16 protein-coding genes are annotated in these 26,957 nt (G+C 69.9%); 2 read left to right on the top strand and 14 right to left on the bottom strand.

The window, feature by feature from the left end:
- Positions 1–11,111, bottom strand: an 11,111-nt coding sequence (locus ACZ52J_RS41355; protein ID WP_465626472.1) for a LamG-like jellyroll fold domain-containing protein, incomplete at its 3' end; no start/stop codon positions are given.
- A 344-nt stretch (positions 11,112–11,455) separates the two neighbouring features.
- Here ACZ52J_RS41355 and ACZ52J_RS41350 point away from each other — a divergent pair.
- Positions 11,456–11,995 carry a hypothetical protein gene (locus ACZ52J_RS41350; RefSeq protein ID WP_465626470.1) on the top strand — a complete coding sequence of 180 codons (540 nt, stop codon included), beginning with the start codon at positions 11,456–11,458 and terminating at the stop codon, positions 11,993–11,995.
- 53 nt (positions 11,996–12,048) lie between these two features.
- On the opposite strand, the gene ACZ52J_RS41345 is transcribed toward ACZ52J_RS41350, so the two are convergent.
- From ACZ52J_RS41345 to ACZ52J_RS41295, 11 genes are all read right to left on the bottom strand, one after another.
- Positions 12,049–12,402, bottom strand: coding sequence for a hypothetical protein (locus ACZ52J_RS41345; RefSeq protein ID WP_465626468.1), 354 nt, complete (start codon positions 12,400–12,402; stop codon positions 12,049–12,051).
- 52 nt (positions 12,403–12,454) lie between these two features.
- Positions 12,455–12,976, bottom strand: coding sequence for a hypothetical protein (locus ACZ52J_RS41340; protein WP_465626466.1), 522 nt, complete (start codon positions 12,974–12,976; stop codon positions 12,455–12,457).
- Positions 12,977–13,150: 174 nt separating this feature from the next.
- Positions 13,151–14,467, bottom strand: a complete 1,317-nt coding sequence (locus ACZ52J_RS41335; protein WP_465626464.1) for a hypothetical protein — start codon at positions 14,465–14,467, stop codon at positions 13,151–13,153.
- Positions 14,468–15,191: 724 nt separating this feature from the next.
- Positions 15,192–15,317: a hypothetical protein gene (locus ACZ52J_RS41330; protein WP_465626462.1), complete on the bottom strand. Its 126-nt coding sequence runs from the start codon at positions 15,315–15,317 to the stop codon at positions 15,192–15,194.
- Between the two features lie 165 nt (positions 15,318–15,482).
- Positions 15,483–15,653 (bottom strand): hypothetical protein, encoded by a 171-nt coding sequence (locus ACZ52J_RS41325; RefSeq protein ID WP_465626460.1) that lies wholly within the window; start codon positions 15,651–15,653, stop codon positions 15,483–15,485.
- Positions 15,654–16,001: 348 nt separating this feature from the next.
- Entirely contained in the window at positions 16,002–16,427 is a 426-nt protein-coding gene (locus ACZ52J_RS41320) for a hypothetical protein (RefSeq protein ID WP_465626458.1), read from the bottom strand.
- A 1,179-nt stretch (positions 16,428–17,606) separates the two neighbouring features.
- Positions 17,607–20,075 (bottom strand): helicase associated domain-containing protein, encoded by a 2,469-nt coding sequence (locus ACZ52J_RS41315; RefSeq protein ID WP_465626456.1) that lies wholly within the window; start codon positions 20,073–20,075, stop codon positions 17,607–17,609.
- A gap of 120 nt (positions 20,076–20,195) precedes the next feature.
- Positions 20,196–20,903, bottom strand: a complete 708-nt coding sequence (locus tag ACZ52J_RS41310) for a helix-turn-helix domain containing protein (protein ID WP_465626454.1) — start codon at positions 20,901–20,903, stop codon at positions 20,196–20,198.
- Positions 20,900–21,190 (bottom strand): helix-turn-helix domain-containing protein, encoded by a 291-nt coding sequence (locus ACZ52J_RS41305; RefSeq protein ID WP_465626452.1) that lies wholly within the window; start codon positions 21,188–21,190, stop codon positions 20,900–20,902. Before ACZ52J_RS41305 ends, ACZ52J_RS41310 begins: the two co-directional genes overlap by 4 nt.
- Before the next feature lie 256 nt (positions 21,191–21,446).
- Positions 21,447–21,881 (bottom strand): hypothetical protein, encoded by a 435-nt coding sequence (locus ACZ52J_RS41300; protein ID WP_465626450.1) that lies wholly within the window; start codon positions 21,879–21,881, stop codon positions 21,447–21,449.
- A 54-nt stretch (positions 21,882–21,935) separates the two neighbouring features.
- Complete coding sequence (locus tag ACZ52J_RS41295) at positions 21,936–22,877, bottom strand: helix-turn-helix domain-containing protein (protein ID WP_465626448.1); 942 nt, start codon at positions 22,875–22,877, stop codon at positions 21,936–21,938.
- A gap of 1,380 nt (positions 22,878–24,257) precedes the next feature.
- Between ACZ52J_RS41295 and ACZ52J_RS41290 the strand changes: the two genes are divergently transcribed.
- The gene (locus ACZ52J_RS41290) at positions 24,258–24,683 is read left to right on the top strand and encodes an SMI1/KNR4 family protein (RefSeq protein ID WP_465626446.1); all 426 of its coding nucleotides are present in this window, start codon (positions 24,258–24,260) and stop codon (positions 24,681–24,683) included.
- Between the two features lie 260 nt (positions 24,684–24,943).
- On the opposite strand, the gene ligD is transcribed toward ACZ52J_RS41290, so the two are convergent.
- On the bottom strand, positions 24,944–25,885 hold the full coding sequence (gene ligD, locus ACZ52J_RS41285; RefSeq protein ID WP_465626444.1) for a non-homologous end-joining DNA ligase: 942 nt from the start codon (positions 25,883–25,885) through the stop codon (positions 24,944–24,946).
- Between the two features lie 150 nt (positions 25,886–26,035).
- Positions 26,036–26,713, bottom strand: a complete 678-nt coding sequence (gene lexA, locus ACZ52J_RS41280) for a transcriptional repressor LexA (RefSeq protein ID WP_465626442.1) — start codon at positions 26,711–26,713, stop codon at positions 26,036–26,038.
- Between the last annotated feature and the right edge of the window lie 244 nt (positions 26,714–26,957).

Raw genomic sequence — 26,957 nt, 5'->3', positions numbered from 1 at the left:
GACGGCAGGTAGTTGACCCATCCGCCACCATTCAGGGCTACAGCCCCCGACGGCTTCAGGTCCTCGCAGGTGAGGACGCGCCGATTGCCGTTCCCTCCGGGGCCCGGGTTGCCTTGCCCCGGGTCGGGCAGGGGAGCCGGGATCGGCCACGGACGCGGCGTCGGCGTGGGGTCGGGCGCGGGGTTGGGCGCGGGGTTGCCGCCGCCGTTGTTGATGAGGTTATAGATGTCGTCGCCGAGGCCGATAAGGGCGTCAGTGCCGGCGACGATGCCGGAGCCGACGGCGGTTGCGGTGCCGACGACGACCGGGGCGCCTTCGACGACCACGGCGGTGACGGCGGCGATGCCGACGGCGACGATGGTGTCGGTGAAGAAGTCGATCGGGTCAGGGTTGACGTGCGGGCGGTCGTGGTCGTTGAGCGGGCCCTTGGGTGTCGGGGGCTCGGGCGTGGGCAAGGTCGGGCCGGGAGACGGCCGCGGTCCGGGTCGCTTGTGGGGCGGTGCCGGCTTGTGACGGTCTCCGCCGCCTGAGCCACCGCCGCGAATGATCCTGCCGAGTTCACCTGTTGAAGCGATACTCCCGAGTCCACTTGTTGATGTCGGCCCGCTTGTGGGCGCCGAGCGATACCCAGAACCGCCACACTCAGTCGTCCACCAGTACATGTCACAGTTGATCTGCGGCCCCGAGTTGAACGTATAGACATTCGTCTCGTCCTCGTAGCCCGTCACCCACCTGGCTTCTTCACACGCAAGACGAAGCCCCAAGAATGCTTTTCTGCGAAATATTTGCCCGCAGGAACGGTGCCCCGACGGGTCTATCGAGTCAATCGGGTCGCCGTTGCCGTAGGTGAAGCGGTTCCCCTGGACTGACGGGTTGGTGCCCAGTTGCCAGGAGTCGCGGGAGGCGAAGGTGCCGCTACCGGGGCGGTACCAGCGGGCGGCCATGTTGACGTCGCCTGAGGCGGGGTCGGTCCAGCCGCTCTGGTAGCCGAGCGAGTTGGTGGCGCCCGCCGTGGCGGTGGGCTTGCCGAAGGGGTCGTAGGCGGTGGAGCCGGTGAGGTTCTTGGCGGCCGGGTCGATGGTGGCGACCACGTCGGTGTGCTGGTCGCTGATCACCAGGCGGGGGTTGGGCGTAGCGCCCGTGGTTGCGGTGCCGAGGAGCGTGCCGCCGGGGGTGCGGGTGTAGGTGGTGGTGCCGTCCGAGACCGGGTTGTTGGAGCCGCCGTCGTACGTGAAGGCGGTGTTCCCGGTCTGGGCGACGCGGTCGAGCGAGTCGTAGGTGTAGGTGGAGGGTCCCTCTTTGACCATCCGGTCGAAGGCGTCGAACTGGATGTCCTTGGGCTGGGATCCCTGGGTGGTGCTTCCGGTGAGGGTGCCGCGGGCCGAGTAGGTGTATGTGGTGGCGCCGTCGTTGAGCAGTTGGTTGCGTTCGTCGAAGGTGGAGGTGGTGGCGCCGGCCGAGGTCCGGTTGCCGGCGGCGTCCCAGGTGTAGGCGGTGGTGGCTGGGCCGTTGGACCAGGAGGTCAGTCGGCCGGCCAGGTCGTAGCCGTACTGGTTGGTGGCCGCTCCGGCGGTGCCGGTGGTGGTCTTGTTGGTGGTCCGGTCGTTGAGGTCGTAGCCGTAGCTGATCGAGGAGACTGTCGCCCCGCTGGGGTTCTTGACGGTGTCGTCGTGCAGGTGGCCGAGGTTGTCGTAGCCGTAGCTGCGGCTGCCTCCGTTGGTGCCGTAGTGCTCGCTGGCGAGCCGGCCGGCCGCGTCGTAGCCGTAGCCGACGGCGGTTCCGGTCAACGGGTCGGTGGCGCTGGCGAGCTGGCCGGCCGGGTTGTAGCCGAAGGCGGTGGTGCCGGCCGTGTCGGTGCGGGCGGTCATCCGGCTGTCGCCGTTGTAGCTGTAGCTGCTGGCGCCGCCCGGGCCGGCCGTGGTGAGGAGCTGGCCGCGGTCGTTGTAGGTGTAGGTGTCGGGGGTGGTGCCGGGGGTGCCGACGGATATGAGGTGGCCGGTCGCGTCGTAGCCGAGGGTGCGGTTCGGCGTCGCCACCTCGGCGCCTGTGGCGGTCTCCTGGGTCAGGTTGCCCGCGCCGTCGTAGCTGCGGCGGCGGAGTACGTTTCCGGGTTCGGTGAGGGTGACGGCCCGGCCGGCGGCATCGTAGCTGGTGGTGAACAGGCCTTCGGCCGGAGTCGGATGAGCGGTGGTTGGCGGCTCGACGGTGGACTCGGGGAGCCCGAGGGAGTTGTAGGTGTAGTAGGTCGGGATGTTCTTCCCGTTGGTCCACCGGGTCTTGCGTCCGCCACTGTCGTAGCCGAAGGACGTGGTGATCGACTGCCCGGCAGCGACAGGTTCGACCTGCTGGACCGGGAGGCCGGCCGGGTTGTAGGTGAACTGCCGTGCGTGCGCGGCGATGTCGGCGCTGCTCGCCACCTTGTCGGTGGCGCTGAGGACGTTGCCCTCGAGGTCGTACGTGGCGTACTGGGTGGCCACGGCGGCGCCGGTGGTGTCCAGGTCCGTGGTGTTCAGCGTCCTTCCCAGCCGGTCGTAGCCGGTGGTGGCCGTGGTGCCGTCGGCGTTGGTCACCCGGTTGGTCCGGCCGAGCCCGTCGTAGGCGGAGCGGACGGTGACGCCGGCCGGGTCGGTTGCACTGAGCACCTGGCCGACGGCGTTGTAGGCGGCCTTGCTCGTGGCGCCTCCGGGCGTCGTGGAGCTGAGCTGGTTGCCCGCGTCGTCCCAGGTGAACGTGCTGGTGTAGGCGGCCGAGACCGGGTAGCGCTCCAGCTGGGTGCTGGTGATGCGCCGTCCGAGGTCGTCGTAGGTGGACTGGCTGACCGCGCCCGTTGGGCCGGTGATGGAGAGCAGTTCGCCGTCGAGGTCGTAGGAGTTGGTGACGGTCGGTGTGGTGACACCGCCGGTCGGCGGCATGGTGGTCTGCACCAGGTTGCCGAACTGGTCGTAGCGCATGGTGTGCGTCAGCTTCAGGCCGGTCGGGTCGACGACGCTGGTGACGGGTCGGCCGAGCACGTCGTAGTCGACCGTGGAGACCGGGGTGATCGTGGTTCCGGATTGCGGGTCGGTGTACGCGGCACCGGCCGCGCCGACCCGGTTGCCGTCCAGGTCATAGGTGTAGGTGACGGTGTTGCCCAGCGGGTCGACCTGCGAGGTCAGCTGACCGAAGGTGTCGTAACCGGTGCGGCCGATCGGGCGGACCTGCTGCGGCTTGCTGCCGCGGCTGGTCGGATCGTAGGTCTCCGCGCTGACCAGCGGGCCGGTGCTGAGAGTGGGACGGCCGGCCTCGTCGTAGCCGACGTTGCTGGTGTACGGGACGGGGTCGGCGCCGGTCGCGTTGCCGTTCGGGCTGACGGTGGTGGTTCGAAGACCTCGGCCGTTGTAGCCGTACGTCACCACCGAGTCGGTGGGCTGGTTGCGGGCGGTCTGCTTGAGCAGGTTCCCGGTGACGTCGTAGGCGTAGTCGGTCTCGGCGGAGCTCGCGTCCGCACCGCCGGTACTGACCACTGTCGTCGGACGGCCCGCCACGTCGTAGGTGTAGGCGGTGGTGCGGTTGAGGCCGCCGGGGTCGACGGTCGTGCGGGCGACCCGGCCGGCCGCGTCGTAGGCGGTGGCGGTGGTGGTCTTGCCCCCGCCGGTCACCTGCTGGGTGAGGTGGCCCGCGTTGTCATAGGTGTTCTGCTGGAGGACCACGTTGCGCATGGACCCATCGGCGTTGTGGTACGCGTCCAGGTCGATCTCGGAGACGGTGTTGTCGTCGTTGTAGTAGGTGTGGGTGGTGCGCCCCATCGCGTCGGTGTCGGTGGCAGGGCGGCCGGCCGGGTCGTAGCCGCGCGAGTCGATGACCTGCCAGCGCGGTGCGGTCGGGGTCGCGCTGCTGCCGGTGTAGTTGGTGACGGCGGTCTGCTGCAGCTGGCCCATCGGCGAGTGGCTGAAGTTGTAGGTGGTTCCGGCCGCGTCGGTCCGGGTGGCGACGTTGCCGTAGCGGTCGTAGGTGTACGAGGTGGCGTGGCCGCCGGGGTCCTTGACCTGCTTCACCCGGCTGGTGTCGCTCTCGTAGGTCCACGTCGTGGTGCGCGGCTGGTCGCCGCCCGTGGTGTCGGCGACGGTCTGGCTGACCTGGTTGCCGTCCACGTCATAGGCGGTCGTGGTCCGCCGGGTGTGCTTGGTGCCGGTGACGGTGTCGGTGGTGTACGGGTCGGTGCGGGTGACCTGGTTGCCCTGGCCGTCCCAGGTGTAGCCGGTCTCGAGCGTCCGGGGTGCGGCGGTGGTGCCGCCCGGGCAGTCGTCGCAGCTGTACGACTGGCTGGTGGTGCGTCCGAGGTTGTCGTAGCCGTAGCTGACCTTGGGCCGCAGCGGCGAGAGGACGAAGGCGATGTCGCCGTTGCCCTGGTAGAAGTACTCGGTCTGCTTGTCCGCAGGAACGCTGAACGGGTCCGGGTAGGCCGCCGGGTCGAGCAGGACGGTCTGGGACCGGACCAGCCCGATCGGGACGATTGAGCCGTCCGGGGCCGGGGTGAAGGCCTTGGTGTGCAGGATGTAGGTGGCCCGGCCGTTGGGGAAGTCCGGAGTGGCGGGGAGGGTGGTCGAGGCCAGCTGACCGAAGCCGTCGTAGGTGTAGCGGGTGGTGTAGGTGGTGTCGTCGGGACCCGAGGAACGGCCGTCGCTGGATGTCAGGATCTTGTCGTTGGTCGGGTTGAACGGGTTGACGCCGTCCAGGAAGTACGTGGCGTAGCTGGTCTGGCAGCTTCCGGCGCGGCGGCAGGTGGTCCGGGAGACCGTGTTGCCGCGGGCGTCGTGGCCGGTGGTGATGGTGTGTCCGTTCGGGTCGGTGACGGCGTACAGGTACCCGGCGGTGTCGTAGCTGTAGTGGGTGGTGTTGCCGTAGCCGTCGCTGCGGGAGAGCAGCCGGGAGGAGCGGGTGTCGTACTGGTAGGTCAGCTTGTAGCCACCCGGGTCCGTGACGGTGGCGGTGGTGACCGGGATGGCGGTGCCGCCGTCGCCCATGGCCTTGTAGTGCGCGGTCACGGTGTCGGCGTTGAGGCGCGAGGGGTAGTAGGAGGCTTCGGCGATGGTGCCGTTGAAGTGGTCGCCGCCGGCTGCGGGCCAGCCGTTGGTGGATCCCGCCCCCAGGTAGACGTATGGCGTGCCGTTGAAGATGATCTTGCGTCCGGTGGTGTCCGTGGCGCTGGCTCGGCCGTCGATGTAGATGGTCTGGCCGCTGTCGTCACCGGTGAGGACAACCTGGTGCCAGTTGCCGTCGTTGACCGTCCGGTCGGAGGTCATGGAGTCGCCGGGTCCCATCCAGAACTCGCCGTGCACGCGTCCGTCGGTGCCGACGTACAGGGCCGGGTTCCAGGCGGTACCGCCCTGGGTACCGACGGGGAAGTCCTGGTAGCTGTAAAGCGGGCCTCCGTTGGTGGTCTTGAACCACAGCTCGACGCTGGCCGCTCCCCTGATGGGGGCGGCGTCGGAGGGCAGTTGGACCTGGGAGGTGGTGCCGTTGAAGAGGCCGGCGCGCTGGCTGGGATCTCCGGATGGTCCGGCGGCGTTCAGGTCGACGTCGGTGAGGTTGCCGGCCGTCGCGTCCGGGCGCGCGTCGCCCAGCTGGCTGGCGGCGTACCGGGAGCCGGACGGGTCGTTGAGGCGCCAGTAGCCGACGGCGCCGTCCTGGACGATCTTGGTGCGGTAGGCGGTCGCGGCGTCCAGGCCGCCGACCGGGGTGGGTGAGGTGGCTTGGTTGTGGTGGCCGGAGACGGTGTCGTTGGTGAGCCGGTACCGGTAGATAGAGAAGTCGGCGATGGCGCCGTTGATGTGGCTGAGCTGGTCGGTCGGGGCGTTGGGCCAGCCGCCGCCGGTCCAGCCCGCGCCGAGGTAGGCGTAGGCCGAGCCGTTGTAGGTGATGGGCAGGGCTGTGGTGCTGGTGGCGGTGGGGGCACCGTCCAGGTAGAGCGTCTGGCCGGAGCCGTCGCCGGCCAGGGCGACGTGGTGCCAGTTGCCGTCGGCGACGGCGGTGGCGCTGACGAGGGCGTTGTTCGCCGAGCCGGTCCACAGAGTGCCGTACAGCTTCTTGTCCGAGCCGACGTAGAGCGCCGGGGTCCAGCGGTCCGTCGTCCCGTTGGGCTTTCCGTCGATCGGGAAGGACTGGTAGCTGTACAGCACACCGGGGGCGGTGGTCCTGAACCAGAGCTCGACGGTGGCCGCACCCCAGTGCTTGGGGGCGGTGTTGTCGGGCAGCTGGACGTACGCGGTGGTGCCGTTGAAGCCGGTCGCGCTTCCGGTGCCGGAGGCCCACGGGCCCTGCTGGCAGCAGACGGTGTCGTGGTAGCTGCCGCGGTTCTGGGCGAGCGCGGCCGAGGAGATCAGCTCGGTGGCCTGGTTTCCGACGGTGTCGTCGAGGCGCCAGTAGCCGGTGGGCTTGCTGTCCACCACGGCGGCGTCGTACTGGGTGGCACCGGAGGTGGTGGCGAGCTGGTAGAGCGAGGAGATGGTGGCGGCGCTCAGGCCGTGCGGATAGGCGGCCACATCGGCGAGCTGGCCCTTGAGGTGGCCCTCCTGGTCGGCCGGCGCCTGCGGCCAACCGCCGGTGACGTTGCCCGCGCCGAGGAAGACGTGGTCGGTGCCGTTGGGGATGATCGTGCCGTTCAGCGGCCCCGCGACGGGCGCTCCGTCGAGGTAGAGGGTCTGCGAGGTCTGGCTGTCGGCTGACACCACCGCGAAGTGCCAGGTGTTGTCGTTGACCGGCATGCTGGTGGTCAGGGTCTGCGAGGCATCGCCCATCCAGAGCTGCGCCCGCAGCTTGCCGTCGGTGTCGACATAGAGGGCGGGGTTCCAGCGGTCGGTGGTGCCGTTCGGGCTGCCGCCGACCGGCATCGTCTGGTACGAGAGCAGTACACCCGCACGGTCCGTTCGGAACCAGAGCCCGAGCGCGCCGGGGCCGTTTTGCGGTGCGAAGGCTGCGGGCAGCTCGGCCCAGGAGGTGCTGCCGTCGAAGGTCGCGGCTCCGGTCGAGCCAGACATCGGGCCGGCGGCGCGTAGCGTCACGTTGGAGTAGGTGCCGTTGTTGGGCGTGGGGCGTGGCGTGTAGACCTGGTTGCCGGCCTGCACGCCGGCCCCTTCCGAGAGTTGCCAGTACCCAGCCGGACGGGAGCCCATGACCGAGCCCCGGTACTCCTGGGCCGAGCCGTCGACGGACGGGCTGTTGAGCGTCCAGGTGCCGCCGTTCTCATCGGTCACCTTGGCGGCCCGGTCCTTGACCGCGTCGTAGCTGACGGCCAGCCGGGTCTTGCCCGAGGGCAGTTTCATGCCGGTGAGTTCGGCGGACGGCTGGCTTCCGGCCTGCCAGAGAGACTTGACGGCCGACTCGCCCAGGGCGCGGTTGTAGAAGGCGACGTCGCTGATGCTGCCGTTGAAGTAGTTGGCGTGTCCGGTGTTGTCGTACGGGTTGTCGGGCCAGCCCCCGCTGAGGAAGCCGCCACCGACGGCCTCGGAGCGCTGCCCGGGCGCGATGACCGCCCCCGGCAGGGGGTCACCTTGGGCCTCTCCGTCCAGGTAGAGGGTCTGGGTGGTGCCGGCGGCGGAGAGGAGGGCGTAGTGCCACTTGCCGTCGTTGACCGTCTTGGTGGAGTCGAGGGTCCTGGACGGTCCGTTCCAGAATTTGCCGTGCAGGTAGCCGGACTGGCCGACGTACAGCGCCGGGGTGTAGTTGGCCGGCGTGCTCCCGTTGCCCGGGAAGGGGTCCGCCTGGTAGCTGAACAGCACGCCCCAGCTGTTGGTCTTGAACCAGAGGCCGACCGAGGTGTACGAGGAGGTGTCCAGGACGCTCCGAGGGAGGTCGACGAAGCCGGCGGAACCGTCGAAGGTCGTGGCGGTGGCGCCCGAGGCGGTCGGGCCGGGCGTGCCGAGGGTGACGCCGGTGCCGGAGTAGGTGGCGTTGTCGTTGCCCTGGTTCTCCACTATTTCGCTGACGGCGGTGGATCCGCTGCCTTCTCCGAGCCGCCAGTAGGAGACGGGAGCGGAGTCCAGGACCGCGGAGCGCAGGTGCGAGCCGGAGGTGTAGGAGTAGCCGGTGCAGGACCGGTCGGTGTTGCCTCCGGTCGGGGGCGCGCAGACCTGGTCGAGCTGGTCCGGGTTGTTGGCGTTGTACGTGTAGGTCCAGGTGAGGGCGGTGTTCGAGTCCGTCCCGCTGACGGGGTCGGTGTAGACCTTGGCGACGTGCCGGTTCCCGGTGGTCCATTCGAAGTGCAGGGCGCGGCCCGAGGAGGTGTCCTTGACCGTCGTCAGAAGGCCGTTGGCGTAGCTCAGCTCCTGGGTGTGCCTGACCGCATCGCTCATCAGAGAGAGCGCGTAGCCGTTGCCCGAGGCAGCGTGGAACTCGTAGAGGGTGCCGTCCTTGGTCCTCAGGTCGAAGCCGGCGGCGACCTTACTGAGCGACTGGAATTCACCCGGAGGCGGCGTGTACAGGGGCCAGTTCGGGTCGGCTCCGAAGCGGGCGGTCCGGCCACTGGCGGTGGTGAGGACGACAGAGCCGCTGCCGTCGTTGTCCGGCTGGATCTTCATGTCGAAGTTGGAGGTCCAGCCGGTGCCGAACAGCGTCGACGTCCGAGGGTCCAGGGAATTGTACGAGCGGCTGACGGCCAGGGCCGGTCCGACGCTCTTGACATCCGCGTCGGTGGCCGCCGTGGTGTAGTTGCCCACCTTGGCGTCGAAGGGGCGGCCGACCCCGTCTCCGACCGCACCACCCAGGTGCGAGGTGATCACGGGCTGCGGGACCTGGGTGGAGAAGGAGACCATGCCGGACAGTGGACTCTCACCGCCGTGGTCGCCGACCTTGACATTCCACAGGTAGCCGGTGTTCCAGCCGAGCTTATTCGGTGGCACGGCCCACGAGGTGCTGGACTGCCAACCCGACTCCGCGACCAGCTGGGGGTCCCCCGAGGCCGGGTTGGTGTAGACGCGGAAGTCGTAGTCCAGGCCGTTGCCGGGGAAGTTGTCCGGGTCGTGCCCGGTGGCGTAGAGCTGCGGGGTGAGGCTGCCGATCACGGTGTTGTGCGGCGGGGCCAGGACGTCCAACTGGGGGGCGGTGTCGGCTCCGTGAACGGTGGTGCAACTGCCGAAGGGAATCCAGTAGTTGTCGTGCAGAGAGGCTGTGCCCCCGACGTACCCGTCCCAGCACAGGTAGTAGTCCTGCCCAAGCGGCAGCGGAGGTATGACCCCGTTGACGGTGACCGAGTCGTAGGTCCCGACCAGCCCGGGCACGCCGGTGAGCGGCGCATCGAACCACTGCTCGTTCCAGTTGCTGTCGAACAGGCGGGCCTTGACCTGCATGCTCTGCGAGTTCCACCAGTTGGCCCCGGTGTTCGTCAGGGTGACCTGCTGGTAGCCGGGCATGTTGTAGGTCGGAGGCATGTAGCTGCCGGCGGGCGCGTAGGTGGCGGCCCAGTCGCTGTAGGAGATCGACAGGTAGGGCGGGTAGGCGCTGTTGGCGCTGGAGAACTTCTTCCAGTCGTACGAATTCGTGGTGCTGGCCGTCAGCGCGAGACCGTAGTTGTCGCCGCCGCGGGCCCAGCTCTCGACCAGCTGGACCCCGGGGTCATTGTGGCTGCGACCCAGATCGATCGACTCCCACATCGCTCCGCCACAGGTGTCGCCCGCGGAGAAGCTGGCGACGCCCAGTCCCTGGCCGATCGATACCCCGGGGTACCGGTTGATCGTCGCCGGGTCCCATGGGCTGGTGATCTGGTTGACGTAGACCGGGTGCGGCGAGCACTCGTAGGAGTGGGTGTTGTTCAGGTTGAGGGTGACGGCGTGCAGGTAGTTGTTCTTCAGAACGCCTGCCACGTCCGGGAAGTAGAGGTAGCTGTTGGCCTTCGAGGCGCCGCCGTCGGACGTGCCGATGCGCAGCTGCGGGTCGGTGGAGAAGTTCGCTGTCTGGTCCGACCGCACGAAGGTCGACTTGCCGACCCCGATGCTGGTGGTCGACGGGTCCACGGTGACCGGGAAGACGCGCTTGGCGTCGTGCAGCCAGGCCTCGTCCAGATCCATCCGCAGAGCGGGGGCTCCGTTGACGTCGACCAGGCGGTAGCTGACCCGGTCGCTGAACACACCGTCCCCGGAGGCGGGGTCGATCCTGGAGTCCGTCATGAAGCCGTGCGGGATGGTCGCCTTCACCGCTCCGGAGGCGTCCTTGAACTGGACCTCGCCATCGGGGCCGATCACCGGGGTCAGCCCGGTGAGGCGCAACGGGAAGACCCAGCTGGTCGGGGCGGTCGCGTCGTGCAGGACCAGGGACTCCTTCACGCCCTGGGCGAGGCCGTTGTAGACCACGTCGCTCGCGGGGCGCGCCAGCGGGTAGGTGAGGGTGTCGCCCTGGACCACGCCACGCACCTGCGCCGCGTCCTGCAGGCCGTAGGAGACCACCAGGCCCTCGCCTGGCGCCCAGCTCACCAGCGCGGGATCATCGGACTTGGCGGCGAAGGTCGCCTTCTGGTCGTTGGCCTGCTCGGTCCATCGGCCGGCGCGGTCGAGCGCGAAGTTCGTGTTGATGTCGTCCCAGCTGCCGTCGGCCTTGCGGTAGTGCACGGGCCGCGGGTAGACGCGCACGGTCTTGGTGCCGTCCGGGTTCTGGTAGAGCGAGGTCGTGTCGGTACGGGCACCCGCGACCTCGACGCCCTCGGCCGGCAGGCCGGGCACACCCGTGCCGGGGGTGGAGTCATTGCGGGCCTTGAGGTCCTGCGCCGCGGGCGGTGCCGACCCTGGGGTGTTCTGCTTCGTGGCCTTTCCGTCCTTGCCCGTGTTCTGCGGTACGGCGGGCGGCTGGGCGGCGTTGCCGCTCTGCGGACTGCCGGGTGTCGCAGCGCCGGGGCGGCGCACGAGAGGTGGCGGAGTGACGGCCTCACCCTTGACCGGGGACCGGGGTATCGCGTCACCGGAGGGGTGCACGGTGTTGTCGCCCGCCACGGCTTTGGCTTCGGGCAGTTCGCCCTGGCCAGGCTTGTGCGCGGAGTTCCCGGGAGCGCCGCCGTCCTTCCTGGTCTGGGAGGACGGGACGGTGTGAGTGCCCTGGCTCGGGTCACCGCTGACCTGCTGCGGGGTCTTCGGTGTGACCGTAGGCACCGGAGCTTTGGTCGCCGTGAAAGCGCTCGCTTCTTGCGTGCCAAGGGCAAGCAGAAGTGTCAAGGAGGTGATGAGTGCAAGCGAGCGACGCACGGCAAGTCCTTCGGAGGGCAGGCGAAACGACCGACTCTCCCCCTACGGCGATCGGTCCGTGTCCTTCCTATCGGTCGTCAGTGCGACGCGTACAGCTCGTAATTGACGAACCCATGGTCATTTTATGCAAAATAGGGATAACATATGTCGAAATGATCTTGAGAGATTTTTAATCTTCTTTACCGAAACATGGAAACCGCCGGGTGAGACTTGACCGCGCCCGCCACATCACCCGCCAGGAGAAGCCCGACATGACGTTCCACCCCACCCCCCGCCTCCGGTGGGCGCTCGGGCTGACCGCGGCCCTGGTCTTGGCGGGTATCGGTGTCGGGATGTTGCTCGCGAGCGAAACTGACGGGAAAGCAGGACCTTCGGCTGCCGTAAGCCCTTCCAACATCTCCGGGCGCCGAACGGCCTGCCTCACCGGCGATACCGCGGAAGCGACGAGGCGCACTGACACCAGCGCAATCTGGTCAGCTCTTCAAGACGCTGCTCGGCAGCGCCAGCTGAACGTGCAACAACTCATTGTCCCGGCGGCCACCACCGACCAGGCCCTCCCCTACCTCGCGGGCCTCTCCGCACAGCACTGTGACCTCGTCGTCGCCATCGGACCGGCCTTCACCCAGGCTCTGGAAACTGCAGCCAAAGCCAACCCCCATACCCGATTCGTTGCAGTGACGACCGACGGACAGCCAGCACCGGACGGAGTCGCAATAGCCACGGGCAGCGACAACGAGAAAGCCGCCGAGATCCGACGCCGCGCACTCGACCTGCCCACCTCCGGGAACTGACCGACGAAGCATCTGAAGGCCACGGTCCGCCAAGCACCAGATGGATACTGGCCTCAAACCACCAACCCGGGCACGACAGTCAGAACAGCCGCGAGCGCAGAACGAGGACGCACGATGTTCAGAGTGCCGTAAGTGTCGCCGTAGAGCGCGAAGCCATCCGCCCCCAGCACCCGGATTGTGACCAGCGGCGGCAACGGCACCCGCATCAGCTGGGAAAGCGCGGTGCACCGCGAGAGCGTGACGTTGAGGACACTCAGCATCCGGGCGCCACCATGACCGGCCAGCACCACGCCGACGGCCTCGACCAGATGCTGCACCAGCGGGGTTCGCCCCTGGTAGCGCACGGTCCGGCCCGGCACCTGCTCAGCGAAGGTCACCTTCGGGCAGGCCGAGTTCTCGCCGCACAAGCGGCGTACGGTATTGCGACGCGGCCGCCCCGGACCACCAGCGGCCGGTCCGTCACCACTCCCTGCCGCGCCTGACCAGGACCGCCAGCACCACCACGGCGGGCAGTTTGATCAGCAGGGACACGGCAAGTGCCGCGTACGAAGCGCCGTCGCCCTCCAACGTCACCACTTCGATCAAGGCACCGAGCAGCATCAGGGCCACGCTCACGGCCGCGGCCCACGCGACCGACCGCGAACGCCACACCAGGAGAAACGCGGTGACGATCAGTGCGGCGCACTGGAGCAGGTCCTCCGCGCCGATCCACATCTCGGACCAGGTCCCGAGCCACGTTCGCCCTGCCGTATGCGACCCGAGCAGCGCCACCACGACCAGGGCACCGGCCAGTACCCTGCGCCGACGCGCCGACTCCGGATCGTCGGCCCCCAGCCGGTCGAGCAGGTCACGCAGCGGACGGTCCTCACGTATCGGACTTCCCATGACCGGCACCATATCGCCACGCTGCCGCGGACCGGGCGCCGGATCCGACTGCACCTCCGCCCGGTGGCGCAGCGTGGCGGTGGCCGCGGTGGCCACCGCGTCGGCGTAGAGCGGCAGTTGGGCGATGTCGGAGAGCCGGCCGTAGAAGGCTTCACCGGGACGTCCGCGGCCAGGCGGACTGCCTGGCAGGCCGCCTGGCCGCGGCCCTGCCAGAACATGAACGGCGCGCGCAGGACGGCGATCTCGAAGGCCTTGTCGGCGGGTCGTGGGTCACTTATCCCAGGGGACGGCGCGGCCGAACACCTCGTTGACCTGCGCGGCGACGTCCTGGCGGATGGTGGCGAGGGAGACGGCGGCCATCACGGCGAAGGTCCAGCGCAGGCTCGTGGCCATCCCGGGACTGTCCGCCACAAACGGGACCATCGGCAGCAGGACCGCCGCGGCGAACACCGCCGCCGGCGCCAGGCGGGGCATCCACCGCGCCAAGCGGCCCGGCACAGCTACATCGGACGGCGCTCCCACCAGCAGGGCAGCACGGTCCCCCGCCAGCAGCGCCCGCAGGCCGTTCACGAGTGAGGCGGTCACCTCGTCGATCGCGGCGACGCTGTGGGCCTGCGCGAGGTCTCGCTTGTGGGCGCGGAACACAGCGGCGATCCGCAGGTTCTCCATCCGCAGGGCGGCCGTCACCTCCGGCCCCGCCTCGTGGATCCGCCCCGGGTACATGCCGGCGCGTTCCACCTCGACCGCGATCTCCTCCAGCCGGCGGGTCCAGCCTGCGACGTCCTCGGCGGCGAACCAGCGGTGCCGCTTGGCGTGGATATCGGCCACCAGCCGCGCGAGCCGAAAGCACACCACGTCGAACGGACGGCACACCTTACGCGCAGTCTTGACCCGCGTCCGGCCGTAGAGCACGTAGTACCCGCTCAGCACGATGCAGGCCAGACCGGCCGCCACGAACCCGGCCCACGAGCCGTTGACCCTCGCCTGCGAGTCTCCCGGCAAAGGCGTCAAAAGCCGGTGTCGGCCCTGCACAGCGACGATCAGGAACACGAGGGAGCAAGCGAGGGTGGCGGTGAGTCCCATGATTGCCTCGGCCCACTTCAGACTGGGCAGCAGCCGGCACAGCACGACCGTTCCCACCACCGGCAGGACGAGAATGACCAACAGGGCGAGCATCCCCCCGACGACGCCGCCCGCAAGGAAGTCGGCCACCTCCTGTCGCGCCGGGTACACAGGATGACGCACCCACGGGCTGTTCGCCGCGACCATTGCCGCGACCGCGGCACACACCCACAGCACCCGGCGCGCACCCCAGCTCGCGGCCGTGTTCACGGTCCACCAGCGCAGCAGGACACCCTGGATCCGGCCGTCCAGCCGTGCCCTCTCTGCTTCGGGAACCGCCTCCTTCGCTGCACGGGCCCGGTCCTCCCTGACCTTGTCGGCCAGGGTCTCCTTGAAGCGGGCCCGCGGCATCAGCGAAAATCCCGGGTCCGGGCAGCGTGCACCCACGCGATCGGCGGCATCGTCACGCCCGACACAGTAGAGCCGTGCACGCACCGCCACCGGGTGTTCGCCGAATCCCGCCACGCGCCCGCCACCATCCCGGGCCGGGCTGTCCGGATCGCGCCCCGGTGCGGACGTACCTTCCGGTTCCCGCCCGGTCTCGGTCGACCAGGAGCGCACGGTGCCCACCCGCCCGGGGCCCGGGCACCACCGACGAGGACGAAGGCGAGGACCGTGGCGGCGCGCCCCCGTTCCCACCGACGCCGACAAGCGGTGTCCCAGTCCGCCCCCACCAGGCGGACGTGCATCCTCCGGTTTCTTGTGCGGGGGTGGTGACGTGGGAACCGGGCACGCCTAGAGTGGTGCGCCCCGATCATGCTCTACCTGGGAGGTTGTCGTGGCTGCTCGCGTACGCAGGGACTCGACGTGGGGTGGTGCGGTGCCGGACACGATCTGGGGCCTGGTGGACTCCACATGGGGATTCACCGTCGATTTGGGCTGCGCCACCGAGAGCCGGCCGAAGGCGTAGGTCCGCGGGACCGCAGGCACCCACGGTCACCGCAGTCCCCGGCCGTCCGCCGACGTTCCCGGCCGCTAAGTCGCACCTCCCCTCCCGCCAGACCGCCCCAACCGGACTGGAGAAGCCGCGCACGATCAGGCGCCCGGGAGCGCCGGGCGGTACCGGCCCGCCACCCCGGGCCCGCGATGACTGACCAACCGCCCCCACCCACAAAGCTGCGGCTCACGGTGGCCGCGCTGCGGCAGCGCACCGGGGAGAGTCAGGCGCAGCGCTACGACTGGCGCACCGTTAGAGGGCGAGGGCGAGGGCGAGCGCGGCGGTGCCGTCGGCGAGGATCGGCCCGTCGACCGTCATGGTCCAGCCCCGCAGGTCCGGGGCGAGCAGGTCGAAGGCGCGGCCCCAGCCGGCTGCCAACCGGCCGGGCCGGCCTCGGCCCGGTCCAGGAGGACGTCCAGCAGTAGCGTCATGCCGCCATCGTGACGGGCGCTACCGTCCGGCGCCAGGAGCGGACGGCACACGGCGGTCGGCCCCGGCCACCGCATGGGCGGCCGGGGCGGCCGGGGGCGGTGAAGCGTCCGGTCAGCGGCTGCGGCGTCGGACGAGAACTTTGAGGACCTCGCGGGCGTCGTGGCGGCGGGTATCGCTGCGCGCGACGACGGCCGTCACCGCAGCGGTGGTGACGGCGAGGGCGTACCAGGCGGCGCTGGCCGCAGTGATGAGGGCGGCGTGCTGGAGCACGGTGGACATCATGGGCCTCTCGTCGGACTGGGAAGTGGCCGGCGCCCGGGGTCCGGGCGGCCGGTGGCTGGCGCAGCTGGGGGGCGTCTCGCGGAATGCTGGGCGGGTGGGCCGGTCGTCCGGCCGCGCCGGGCCTGGTCAGCGCAGACTTGCACATCCGGCACCTGACGCTGAAGCAGTGCTTCTACTTCCACCGAGACAGAAACCCCTCAGCATCAAGGCCTGGCGCGCTCCTGACCTGATGAGGGAGCCTCTCAAGCCGAGGGCGAGGACACACCACCGTCGCGACCGCGCTAGGGACGGCTGGTGCGTGTGACCGGAGCGCCACAAGCACATCCGCCGCGCGGCGGATCCGGTTGCTCAGTCCTCCGATCCGGCGGCGACCGTCTCGTATGCGTAACCGTCCCGGCGAAGTGCCTGCACGAGGGCTTCGACTTCGACGGCGGTTCCGAGGGGTTCCCCGGCCTTCGCCGCCTTCAGCCTGCCGATCGCCTCGGCCGGGCTGTAGTCGAGGATCTCCCGCAGGTGGCGGGCCGCCGCGACGGTCCCGTCCCGGCCTTCCACGAGCCGGGGCCGGAATCCTCCGAACTTCGCCAGCAGTCCTTGCCTGACGTCCTCCGGCCCGGGCCCGTCGCCGTAGTCGCAACTGACCAGACCGCAGTTCTCGCACTGCCATTCGTCGAACCAGCCGAACTCCTCGGCCACGATCTGCTGGCCGCGCGAGCCCGTCACGTCATGACCGCACTTGCTGCAGGTCAGCTCGTAGTCGAGTGCGCGGTAGATCATTTCCTCTTCCCGCTCCCGTTCCATCCACGCATGTTCATGTACCTCTGGATCATCCGCCGCGTAGACCACGGGCCGGAAGCCCCAAGCCAGCGCGCTCAAAGCTGTGGGACAGCTGGAAGACAAGCGGCCAACCAGGACGCCCCCCGTCAACCTCGCCCATCACCCGAAATATCAAGTGAGCGCGTAGAGCCCCGTGTCTCAGCGAGGCCTATCATCCGTTAGAAGCGATTCCCAAACCGAAGGTAGGTTCACGTTTTCGCAGGTGAGGTGCGTGGCCGTCGCTCGGTAGGCATGCTCGGACCGTCGTGTTGGTGCGGGGCGTGGTCGGAGGTGGCGGATGCCGTCGGTGCTGGGGGTGCTGCACCGGCTCCAGGGCGTTGAGAGCCTGCCGGGTTTCCTCCGCGGTCACGTCCGGGCCCAGGAGCGGGGCCAGCACCCGGGCAAGCCCCTCCGCGGTCCCAGCCCCAGTGCCCAGCGACGGCCAGTCCGTACCCCGCAACACCGCCCACGGATCCGGCAGAACATCGGGCAGCGGCACAGGAAGGCCCGGGTGCGGGCCGGAAGTCGTCGTCACCCGCCGCACCCTAGAACCCGACACCGACACCCGGCCGGGGGCGGCAGCGCCTTCCCGGGCGAACGCACCCGGGCCCTGGCTGCAGGACACCCTGGGGCCCGCCCCGCTACAGTTCCGCCCCGCTACAGTTCCGCCCCGTGACCGACGCCTCCCGACGTACCGCCGCAGACGACGACGCACTTCTGGAAAGACTGCATGCTCTCGCGTGGGGCGCAGGAGGCACGGCCGCCACCAACGGCTATCTCCCGGACCGGCCGTTCCCCCCGATCACGAAGGCCGAGATCGAACAGGTGGAGCGGCAACTCGGGTACGAGCTGCCGCTCCTGCTCCGCCGTATCTACACCGAGATCGGCGACGGGGGGGTTCGGCCCGGAAAACGGCCTCGCCTCACTGACACCACGCCGCATCCCGCAGTGGCACCACCCGGACTGGCCATGCGCAGCCTCCCCGCGCACCCGATATCCGGAGTGGGGGCCGCCGGCGTCATGGCTCTTCTTGACCGGTGGCGGGTGCAGCATGCAGTGGCATGTCTCGCTGAGAGCGATCGACAACCCCGTCCTGCTCTGGGACGCCGACTGGGGCGAGAACCCCCACGACGGCTTGCGCTACGCGGCCCCGTCACTGCGCCACTGGCTGTGGACCTGGGCAGACGGAGGCAACGTGTGGGACGAAGCGCTCAAGATCATGTAGGTGCTTCGCCCCTGCACCCAGGTGGGCTCCGAGATGGTGGTCTCGTCGGTGTGCCGGTGGAGGGCGTCCAGGAGCGCGGTCTGCTGGTCGGTGAGTTTGCCGTCGGTGCGGGCCCCCGCCTGCTTGCGCAGCCAGGTGCCGGGCCGGAACGTCGGGTCGGCTTCGCCGCCGGTGCGGTTGGCGGGGCCGTCCAGGGCTCCGCCGGCGGCGAGGTAGGCGAGCAGGCGGCGGTAGGAGCGGTTCCAGTCCGGCTCGAGGCGCCACAGCTCGTCCAGGGCGTCGAGCTTGGCGACCTGGTCGGTGGTGAGGTTGTCGGCCTTGCGCTGGCGGCGCATCCACGCGCCCACCGCGTAGTCGTCCAGCTTGGCGGTGGCCGGGATGGCGAGGTGGCCGTGCTGGTGGTGGAACGCGGCGGCGTACGCGTAGCCGCGTTCCCAGGCGTTGGCGTTCTTCGACCAGATCATGCCGAGCGCGTCCAGCTCGCTGACGCGGGCCGCGTCCAGCAGGCCCTGGCCGTAGAGGTGGCGCTGGCGGGTGAGCCAGGAGATCAGCTCGGCGTGCTTGGTCTTGTCGGTGGGGTCGAGGTGGCCGTGCTGGAGGTGGAAGACCGCCGCGACCGCGTGCATCCGCTGCCACTCGACCGCGCGCGGGTTGAAGGCACGGAGTTTGACGGTCTGGAGGATCCGGGCGGCGTGCTGGCGGGCGTTGATCTTGAGCCACTCGATCGGCGACTCGACCGGGGCCGGCGGCTGCTCTCCTTCTTCAGCTTCGGCGGCCTGACCCGGGGCGGCCTGGGTCGCGGTGGTGTGCGCGGTGCCCTGGGAGCGCGTGCCGCGCAGCTCGGTGATGCGGCCGACCACCCGGGCGTCGTGCGCCGCCAGGGCGCGCAGGACGCGCCAGATGGTGCGGAAGGAGGAAGCCTCGATCTCGGCGTCGGCCTCGGCCTTCACGGCTTCGCCGGCGTCGTGGACCTCGGCCGGGTCCGCGGCCGCCGTGTCGTCGCCGACCTCCGGCGTCGGCAGGTAGACCGGGATGATGACCCAGGACACCTTGCCCTGGCGGTAGGACTGGCGCAGGGCGCGGCCGACGGCCTGGACGATGTCGATGACCGAGCTCTTGGGGTCCGCGAAGCAGATGGCGTCCACGGCGGCGACGTCGATTCCTTCCGTCAGGAGCCGGCTGTTGCAGAGGATGCAGCACTCCTCGCCGTCCTCGCCGGTGGCGGACTTGAACGTGGTGAAGGCGGCCCGGCGGTCCTTGAGCCGGTCGGTGCCGGCCACGGCGAGGGCAGTCAGTCGCTCCGGGCGCTCCGCGTCGGGCAGCAGTTCCGCGGTCTCCAGCAGGGTGCCGGCGAACTCCCGCGCCGTGGACACCCGGGAGTGGAAGGTGATGACCCGGCGCAGGTCGAGGTCGGCGACAGCGCGCAGCACCGCGATCTGCAACGCGAGGCGCAGCAGTTCCTCGTTGCTTCGCTGGGAGCGCAGGTCGGCGACGGCCGGGAGGTTGAGCAGCTCGCGCAGGTCCTCGTCCGTCACCACCGGCACGAGCACCCGGTAGTCGGCGAGGTAGCCGTGTTCGATGCCCTGTCCGAGCGTCCAGGTGAAACAGACCTTGCCGTAGATCTCCTCCGAGTCCATGGAGCAGAGGACGGGCAGCTTCTCGGGGCCTTCGGTGTCGGCGAGGTCGGCCAGGCCGTCCTTCGCCCGCCGGTCGTCCGCGATCCGCGGGGTGGCGGTGAAGTACAGCCGGCGCTTCGCCGGGACCTGGGCATCGTCGTGGACGGCCGCCCACGCCTTCCCCTCGGCACCTGCCGTGCGGTGGGCCTCGTCGATGATCACGAGGTCCCACGGGGCCAAACCCCAGCCCTGGTGGGCCTGGACGATGCGCTCCAGCGAGGCGTAGGTGGCGTAGACGGTGACCGGCTGGTTGTCGGGTGCACCGTTGACCAGGTCGGTGATCCGGGCCGCCTGCGTGGTCACCTGGGCGTGGACGCGCCCGCCAGCCTCCGCGCTCTCCAGCGCCTCCTCCCGCGAGCACGCCGCCACCGCCAGGCCACGGCGACCGCCCCGCAGCGACCACGCTTCGGCGGTCTGTTCCAGCAGCTCGATCGTCGGGACCAGCACCAGTACCCGGCCCCGCGCCGCGAGGCGGCGGGCGCAGCCGGCGGCGATGAGGGTCTTGCCGGAGCCGGTCGCCGCGACGATGGTGGCGCGGCCGCCGTCCTTCACCTCGCGCACCGCGGCGGCGACGGCGTCCTTCTGGAACCAGTGCAGCGGCAGCGGGTTCACGGCGGTGCCGGTCTGCTGGGCCGGGAGCGGCGGTACGGCCTGGGCGCGCAGTCCGGCCGGCACGGTCTGCTCGGCGGTGGCGGTGGTGGTCTCCACGGCGGTGCTTCTCCTTCGGATGGTGAGACGGCGGGGCCGGTGCGGGCGGAGCTGTGGAAGGGTCGGGGCGGGCGGCCTCTCCCCGGGGCCAGGTCATGGATGGGGAGAGGCCGACCGGATCTACTGCTGATCCTCGGGGATCCAGCCGCGTACCTCGAGGTAGGCGATGTCGGCGTCCTCGACGGCGCGGCCGGTCTCCACCAGCCACTCCCGCATCGCCTCGGTGACGTCGCCGTGGTGGTCGGCGACCCGCTGGGACCACTCCGCCGCGTCGAAGCCACCCGTGGAGGCAGAGCCGTAGGTACGCTCCTCCGTGCCGTCGGAGCGCGGGATAAAGCCGCGGCGGATGCCGCCGGAGTCCTTCTCCGAGCCCGCGCTGTAGACGTACTGGTCGGCCTTCATCCGGACGGTGAAGGCGAGGCGGCCACCGGCCTGGCCGGTCTCGTGGACCACGGGCGCGAGGTGGCTCGCACCGGACTTGATGGCCTGCTTCCCCGCGCGGCCGGCCATGCTGCCGCCCGCCTCGCCCACGACGTCCTTACCGCGCACTCGGGCCTTCTGCCCGGTCTTGGTGCGGCGTCGCTCCACGTTCTCCTGGGCGACGGCGCCGAGTGCCTCGGTATCTCGCTCGCCGCCGCGCACCGCGCGGACGACCTGGCGCAGCGCGCCGACGAACGCCTTGCCCTTGCCCTTGGTGAAGAACTGGCTGACGAGCGAGGCGTCGCGGCCGAGCATCTTGGCGACCTGGCGCTTGGTGTAGCCCTGGTCGATCAGCTGCTGCGTCAGGCGGGCGGCCTCGTTCGGGTTGTTCGGATCGGCCGGGCTCACTGCTCGACTCCCTTCGCGGCGGCCCTGGACCGGCGCCGCGCGGGCGGCCACTTCAGACGGTTCGCGGCGTGGGTGGGCCCGGCCAACAGGTCGAGCGGCTCCATGCCCCAGTGCCGCGCCAGCAGGTCGACCTCATCGATCGACCACGGCTGCGTACCGGACTGACGACGGGACACCTTGTCCTGCGACAGCCCGACAGCCACAGCCAGCTGCGCCTGGCTCTCCCCGGTGCGCTGCCGCAGCGCGGCCACCGTGATCCGCAGCGTTTCCAACGTGCTGAGCGTCATATAGTGCATCCTATCCATGTTTCATGGATAAATCCCATGAATTCTGGATCTCGCGACCGCAACGAGTGACGGGCACACCGGAGGGCCTGCCGCCGCAGGGGTGACGGCGCCGTTCTGGTCAGGCAGCCACAGCTCGGCGATGCGCGGTCGGTGCGCGGTGGCGTGGGGCTCGGCCCGCACGGTTGCGCTGAAGCGGTGTGGGCGGCCACGCACTGGCGCGCCGCCTCCACCGGTTTCGGTCGCACCGGCGACTTCGTCAGTTGTCTTCTGGCTGTGAGCGGAGAGCGCGCAGGCAAGCTCGTACTTGGGCAGGGTCGGCTCCCGTCACGGCCGCCACGTCCTGCACCGGGAGGCCGAGGGCTAGATGCAGGAGGACGGTGTCCTGCGTGGCCGGCTGCAGGTGGGCGACGGGTCGTAGGGGCTTCGCTCCGGCGAGGAGGTGGATCCGTTGCCGCACGGCCTGCCAGATACATGCGGCCGGATTGGCGGCGCCCAGGATGTCGGGCCAATTCTCGGCGAGGTACTCGAAGGAGGCTCGCACGGCGAGGTGGGCGTCCGTGGGGCCGAGGAGAAGGTGAGCGTAATCGAGATAGCGCTGGTGATACAGGTCGTAGAGGGCGCGCAGGCCGATCTCGGGAAAACGGTTGGTCACGGCGGGGCGGGCGGGCTGGTGGGAGGGTGCAGTCGGCATGGGTCTCCCCGGGATCAGGCACGGGGCGGTGGGTAGAACTAGGACGGGCGACAGTCAGCCGAAGGCGCCGGCGCTGTGGGTCGAGGCCGTCTCCTGCGGTGTCCAGTTGGGGTTGAGGGAGAGCTGGACGCGCTCCCACCAGGGGCGTACCTGGTCGGGGTGGCCTCGGAGGGCTTCCACCACCGCGGAGACGATCGACCAGGACTCCACTCCTCGCCCGTCGAGGACGGAGGCGACCTGGGAGACGGTCACGTGCCGGGTGGCCCGACTGACGACTTCCTGTTCGGGAGGGCATGCCGAGGCGAGGTAGAGGCCTTGGACGGTTGCCTGGAGGCCGGCGGTGGCGTACCGGCGGGCGCCTGGCAGGCCCGGCAGGAAGGGCCGGGAGATCCCTTCTCCGCGCGCCGCCTGCCACAGTGGCCGGACGTGCTCGGGTACTCCGCCCAGCGCGGTCACGAGGTGCTGGACGGTCGGCCACGAGGGGAAGCGCTCACCGGAGATGAGCCGGGAAACGAACGAGGTCGAGAGGTCGGTCTCGTCGGCGATGCGGCTCATGGATTTGCCCGAGGACCGTTGCAGGTGGGAGAGGGCGCTGGTGAGCTGGGCCTCGGGGTCGGTGGAGCTGACCACCGGAAGGGCGTGGTCGCCCGGGGCGCGGCGCCGGCGGTTGCTGGTGCCGCGTCGCCTGGCGGCCTGGGCCGCGGTCCGCTGGCGATCCCCGTGGTGCTGCAGGGCGCGGCTGCCGTTCTCCGGTGACCATCGCGAGCGGGCCGTACCCGGACTGACGGCGAGGATCTCCGAGACCATGGCCCACTTGACCTTCCGCTCGCGGGCCTGAAGCACCACAGCGGCCGTGAGCGCCTCGAGCTCCCTGCGCAGCATGGTCAGCAGCTCCAGTTCGGCGCAGGGGCCGGGGCGATCGTCCTGGGAGTCGGCGAGCCTCTGCAGCCTGCGGGCCTGGGTCACGACCTCATGGGACAGCCTGGAGACGGTCACGTCGTAGAGGCCGCGTTCTGGTTGGGGGCCACCCGCCGCGGCACGCCGCGCTGCCGCACGGCTGGAGGCCGCGCGGCACCGCGGGGTGCAGAAGCGCTGCGGTCGGCCCCTCGCGCTTGTCCGGGTGAAGTCGCTGTCGCACTGCTGACACACCATGATCTGCCGGGTCTCGGACATCTGCGGGTCGTCCTCCAACTGAAAATTCGCGCTATAGGGTGAGAGCGCTGCGCGGTTTGCAACGCAGCGGAGAGGAATCTGACGCAGTCGCGCGTGCGAAAAGCGTCTGATGTCCCAGGGCGGGACCCGACGGCTGGCCCGGGGCACCGGCGCGGAAGAACCGGCACGGTGAACCCCGGGCCTGGCGGCATCTCAGAGGCTGCGCCGCTGGTAGCAGACGTAGGAGCGGTTGGCGACGGCGCCGGCGCCGGCCAGGGCAACGGCCCCGCCGCAGGAGAGCGCCTGTCCGTGAATGACGATGGCCATCGCTCCCGGAACGGCCACCAGAAGCCCGAACCTCAACATTGCCCAGCAGTCAACGACCTGCCGGGTTTCACGGGCGCGCAGATCAGGCATGTTAGTTTCGGGGCATCCCGCCGCCGGGAGCATGAGAGCCCGTCGGCCACTGCGGTCAAGAGTCATCGGAACTCCTTGGTCGTGATGATGTGTCAGCGGCTGAGCCCCGGCCCCGGTTACCAGGCCATTGGTCCGGGGCTCATCCGTACGGGGACCCTACCCCCCTGTCCGACACGCTGAGTCGAGCATTCATCACGTAAACGAACCGCCGATACGACCGTTCAATCCCATAAGCACCCGGACACGGTCAGTACTGATCGACGGTGGCGCAAGTTCGGTCGAACGCCACCGGAAAACGGCCTGAAGCTGAGACGTCCCGCTCAATTCGGCCAGCGCAAGTGCCAACCGGACGAAACTCAAAACCTCCCGCAACCCGGCCCGTCCACCTCCCCGACGCACAGTGCCTGAACGGGCATTCACGCCAGAGCGGACACACCCGGGACCGCCGGGAAGCCACAACTGCACGGAGCGCGATGCCCGGGCTACCGGTCGGTGGGCCCCCGGGGTATGAATCGGCCGGGCCTTGGCCATGGGGACGGCCCCGGGCGGCGCGGTGTGTTTGATCGAGGCAGTTGTTACCAGGCGCTTCCCGCGGGCTGCGCCTTCTGCCCGCCTTGATCGCGCTGACTGCTACGAGCTAAGAGCTGTCCCGCCATGCCCTACGGCCGGCGAGCGGCTGACTCGGCCGGGACCGTACTGTTCATTCGGTGATCAGTCACGCTGGTCGAGTCGCGGTCCTCGGCCCACGTTGACGGGGTTACAGGTCGGCTCGATCACGGGCCCCGGCTCATGGAGGTCGAACCAACTATGTGGACCGAAGTCGTTTCGGCCCTGTCCGTCACAGCGGTCCTCCAGCCCCCTGCATCGGAGTCCTCACTGATCCGCTGTGCCACGATCCTCGGTCACCCACTGCCTGCGGACCTGGTCGCGCTGCTCCGCGAAAGCGACGGCATCGAGGGCGAGTACGGAGACGGGCTCATCTGGTCGGCCGAGCGCATCGCCTCCGAGAACCAGACCCTTCGCGAGGACACCGAGCTCGCCACCCTGTACATGCCGTTCGAGCCACTGCTCTTCTTCGCGGACGCGGGGAACGGAGACCTGTTCGCGCTCCTCCCCAGGATCGACCGGCCCGATGTCTTCGTCTGGAACCACGATGACGACAGCCGCACCTGGGTGGCACCCAGCCTGGTCAAGTACCTCGAATGGTGGCTGACGGGTCAGATCAAGCTGTAGGACCACGCCTCACGGCCCACCCGATCCAGAGGGCGGCGGACTTCGTGCGGGACAGCCTCGCGTCACTGCTCCCTAATCCTCCCCAGGTCACGGCCGGCCAGGTCGTGGCTGCTGGGTAGCGACCTCCGCAGCGTCCCTCACGGCACTACGACCAGAGCCCAATTCCTCTTGGAGCGGGATTCGGTAGGGGTACGGTCACAGACGTCGCGACCAGGTGACAGCTATCGCGACCGCTCACATCGGCCGCGGCCAGAGCCGGTTCAGCGCAGGCCGCGCCACACGGGCTGGCGGAGGCGGCCAGCGTCGGTGAGTTCGAGGAACTCGACCTCGGCGCGCAGCTCGGGGCGGACGAATCGGACGATGGTGCCTCGCGGCAGTCCCAGCCCGGCGGCGGTGAACGGGGATACCGGGGAGTCGATGCGCCGCAGGACGGCGGCGAGGGCGCGGCGTTCCGCTCCGGCGAAGCCGGTGCCGACCGAGCCGACGAATGTCAGCGGGCCTTCGGCTTCGAGTGGGACGCCGACCAGGACCGCGCGGACCGACGCTTCGCCGGGGCCGGGCAGCCAGCCGCCGATCACGACGTCGGCGGTCCTCAGATGCTTGATCTTGATCCAGTCTCGGGAGCGTGCGCCCGGCCTGTACGGGGAGTCGGACCGTTTGGCGACGACACCTTCCAGTGCGTGCTCCCGTGTCCAGCCGAACGCCTCGGCGACCGAGTCCCACGTCGGCGGCACCCGCAGGCCCGGCCGCTCCAGTTCGAGGTTCTCCAGCAGTTGGCGCCGCCGCACGTACGGCTCCGTGAGCAGTGACCGGTCCGCAGTGTGCAGGAGGTCGAACGCGACGAACAAGGCCGGCGTATTCGCTGCCCCGGCCCGTACTGCGGCGGGGCTCGTGCGGTGGACACGACCCTGCAGCGCAGCGAACGAGGGGCGGCCTGCGCGCATGACCACGAGCTCGCCGTCCAGGATTAGCGGCCCGCGGAGCGTCAGGGCCTCGGCCACCTCCGGGAACCGGTCGGTGAAGTCCGTGCCGTGGCGGCCGAGCAGCCGGACCGGCGCGGCCTCGGGCACGTAGGCCACGCACCGCACCCCGTCCCACTTCACCTCTCCCATCCACCCCGGCCCGGATGGCAGTGGGCCGGCCGTGGCGAGCATCGGCTCGACGTGCGGCAGTCTCACCTGCGCGGATCCCCGGGGACTCATGCTTCCAGGGTGCAGGTGGCCGGACCCGTCGTGGGGCCGGATGCGGCCGGTCGGCCGACACCGCGACCCGGGCACGCCACGGCGGACTCGTGAGCGTCCCCAGGAGATCGGGACGAACCGCGGACGTCCGCAGGTATGGGCTGTGGTGGGTCAGAGGCGGCGCAGGACGGCGACGACCTTGCCAAGGATGGTGGCGTTGTCGCCGTTGATGGGTTCGTAGGCGGGGTTGTCCGGCATCAGCCAGGTGCGGCCGTCCTCGCGCTTGAGGCGTTTCACGGTGGCCTCGTCGTCGATCATGGCGGCCACGATGTCGCCGTTTTCGGCAACGGGCTGACGGCGCACGACGACGGTGTCCCCGTCGGCGATGGCCGCCTCGATCATCGAGTCGCCGCACACTTCCAACGCGAACAGCTCTCCGCCGCCGACGAGTCGGCGTGGGAGAGTGATCTGGTCCTCGATCGTCTGCTCGGCGAGGATTGGGCCGCCAGCGGCGATCCGGCCGACCAGCGGTACGGAGACGCCGATCTGAGCGGGCTGCGGCATGGGGCCGGGGTCGTCATTGAGGAGGCAGTAGGCGCGGGGCCGGTGCGGGTCCTTGGCGACCAGGCCCAGCTTCTGGAGCCTGGCGAGCTGATGGGCGACCGAGCTGGAGCTGGACAGTCCCACGGCTTGGCCGATCTCGCGGACGGACGGCGGGTATCCGTGACGTTGGACATAGGTCCGGATCGCTTCGATCACCCGGCGCTGGCGCTCGGTCAGCCCGTCGTCGCCTACGCGGACACCCTTGGGCCGGCCACTGCGGGCACGGGGGATGCTGGTGTCGTCCATCGTGGTGCCCTTTCGGTCGTTCGGGGGGACTGTATCCCGTTTGGGGATGAATGGTCACCCGGGTTGGTGCGGTGACCTGCGGGAACGCGGTTGTTGTCGTGTGTGGTCATCGGAAGTCACGGCTGCGGGCGCCGGGGGCGAGGGTGAGTGGGGTGAGGCGGGTGGCGACGAGGTTGATGGCGCCGTCCCGGCGTTCGGCGGTGCCGTGGACGAGCAGGCCGGCGGCCTGGGTGGCGGTGCGCCG

The sequence above is a fragment of the Kitasatospora sp. NPDC034035 genome (assembly GCF_055575755.1).
This window is presented reverse-complemented; position numbering and strand designations above follow the sequence as displayed.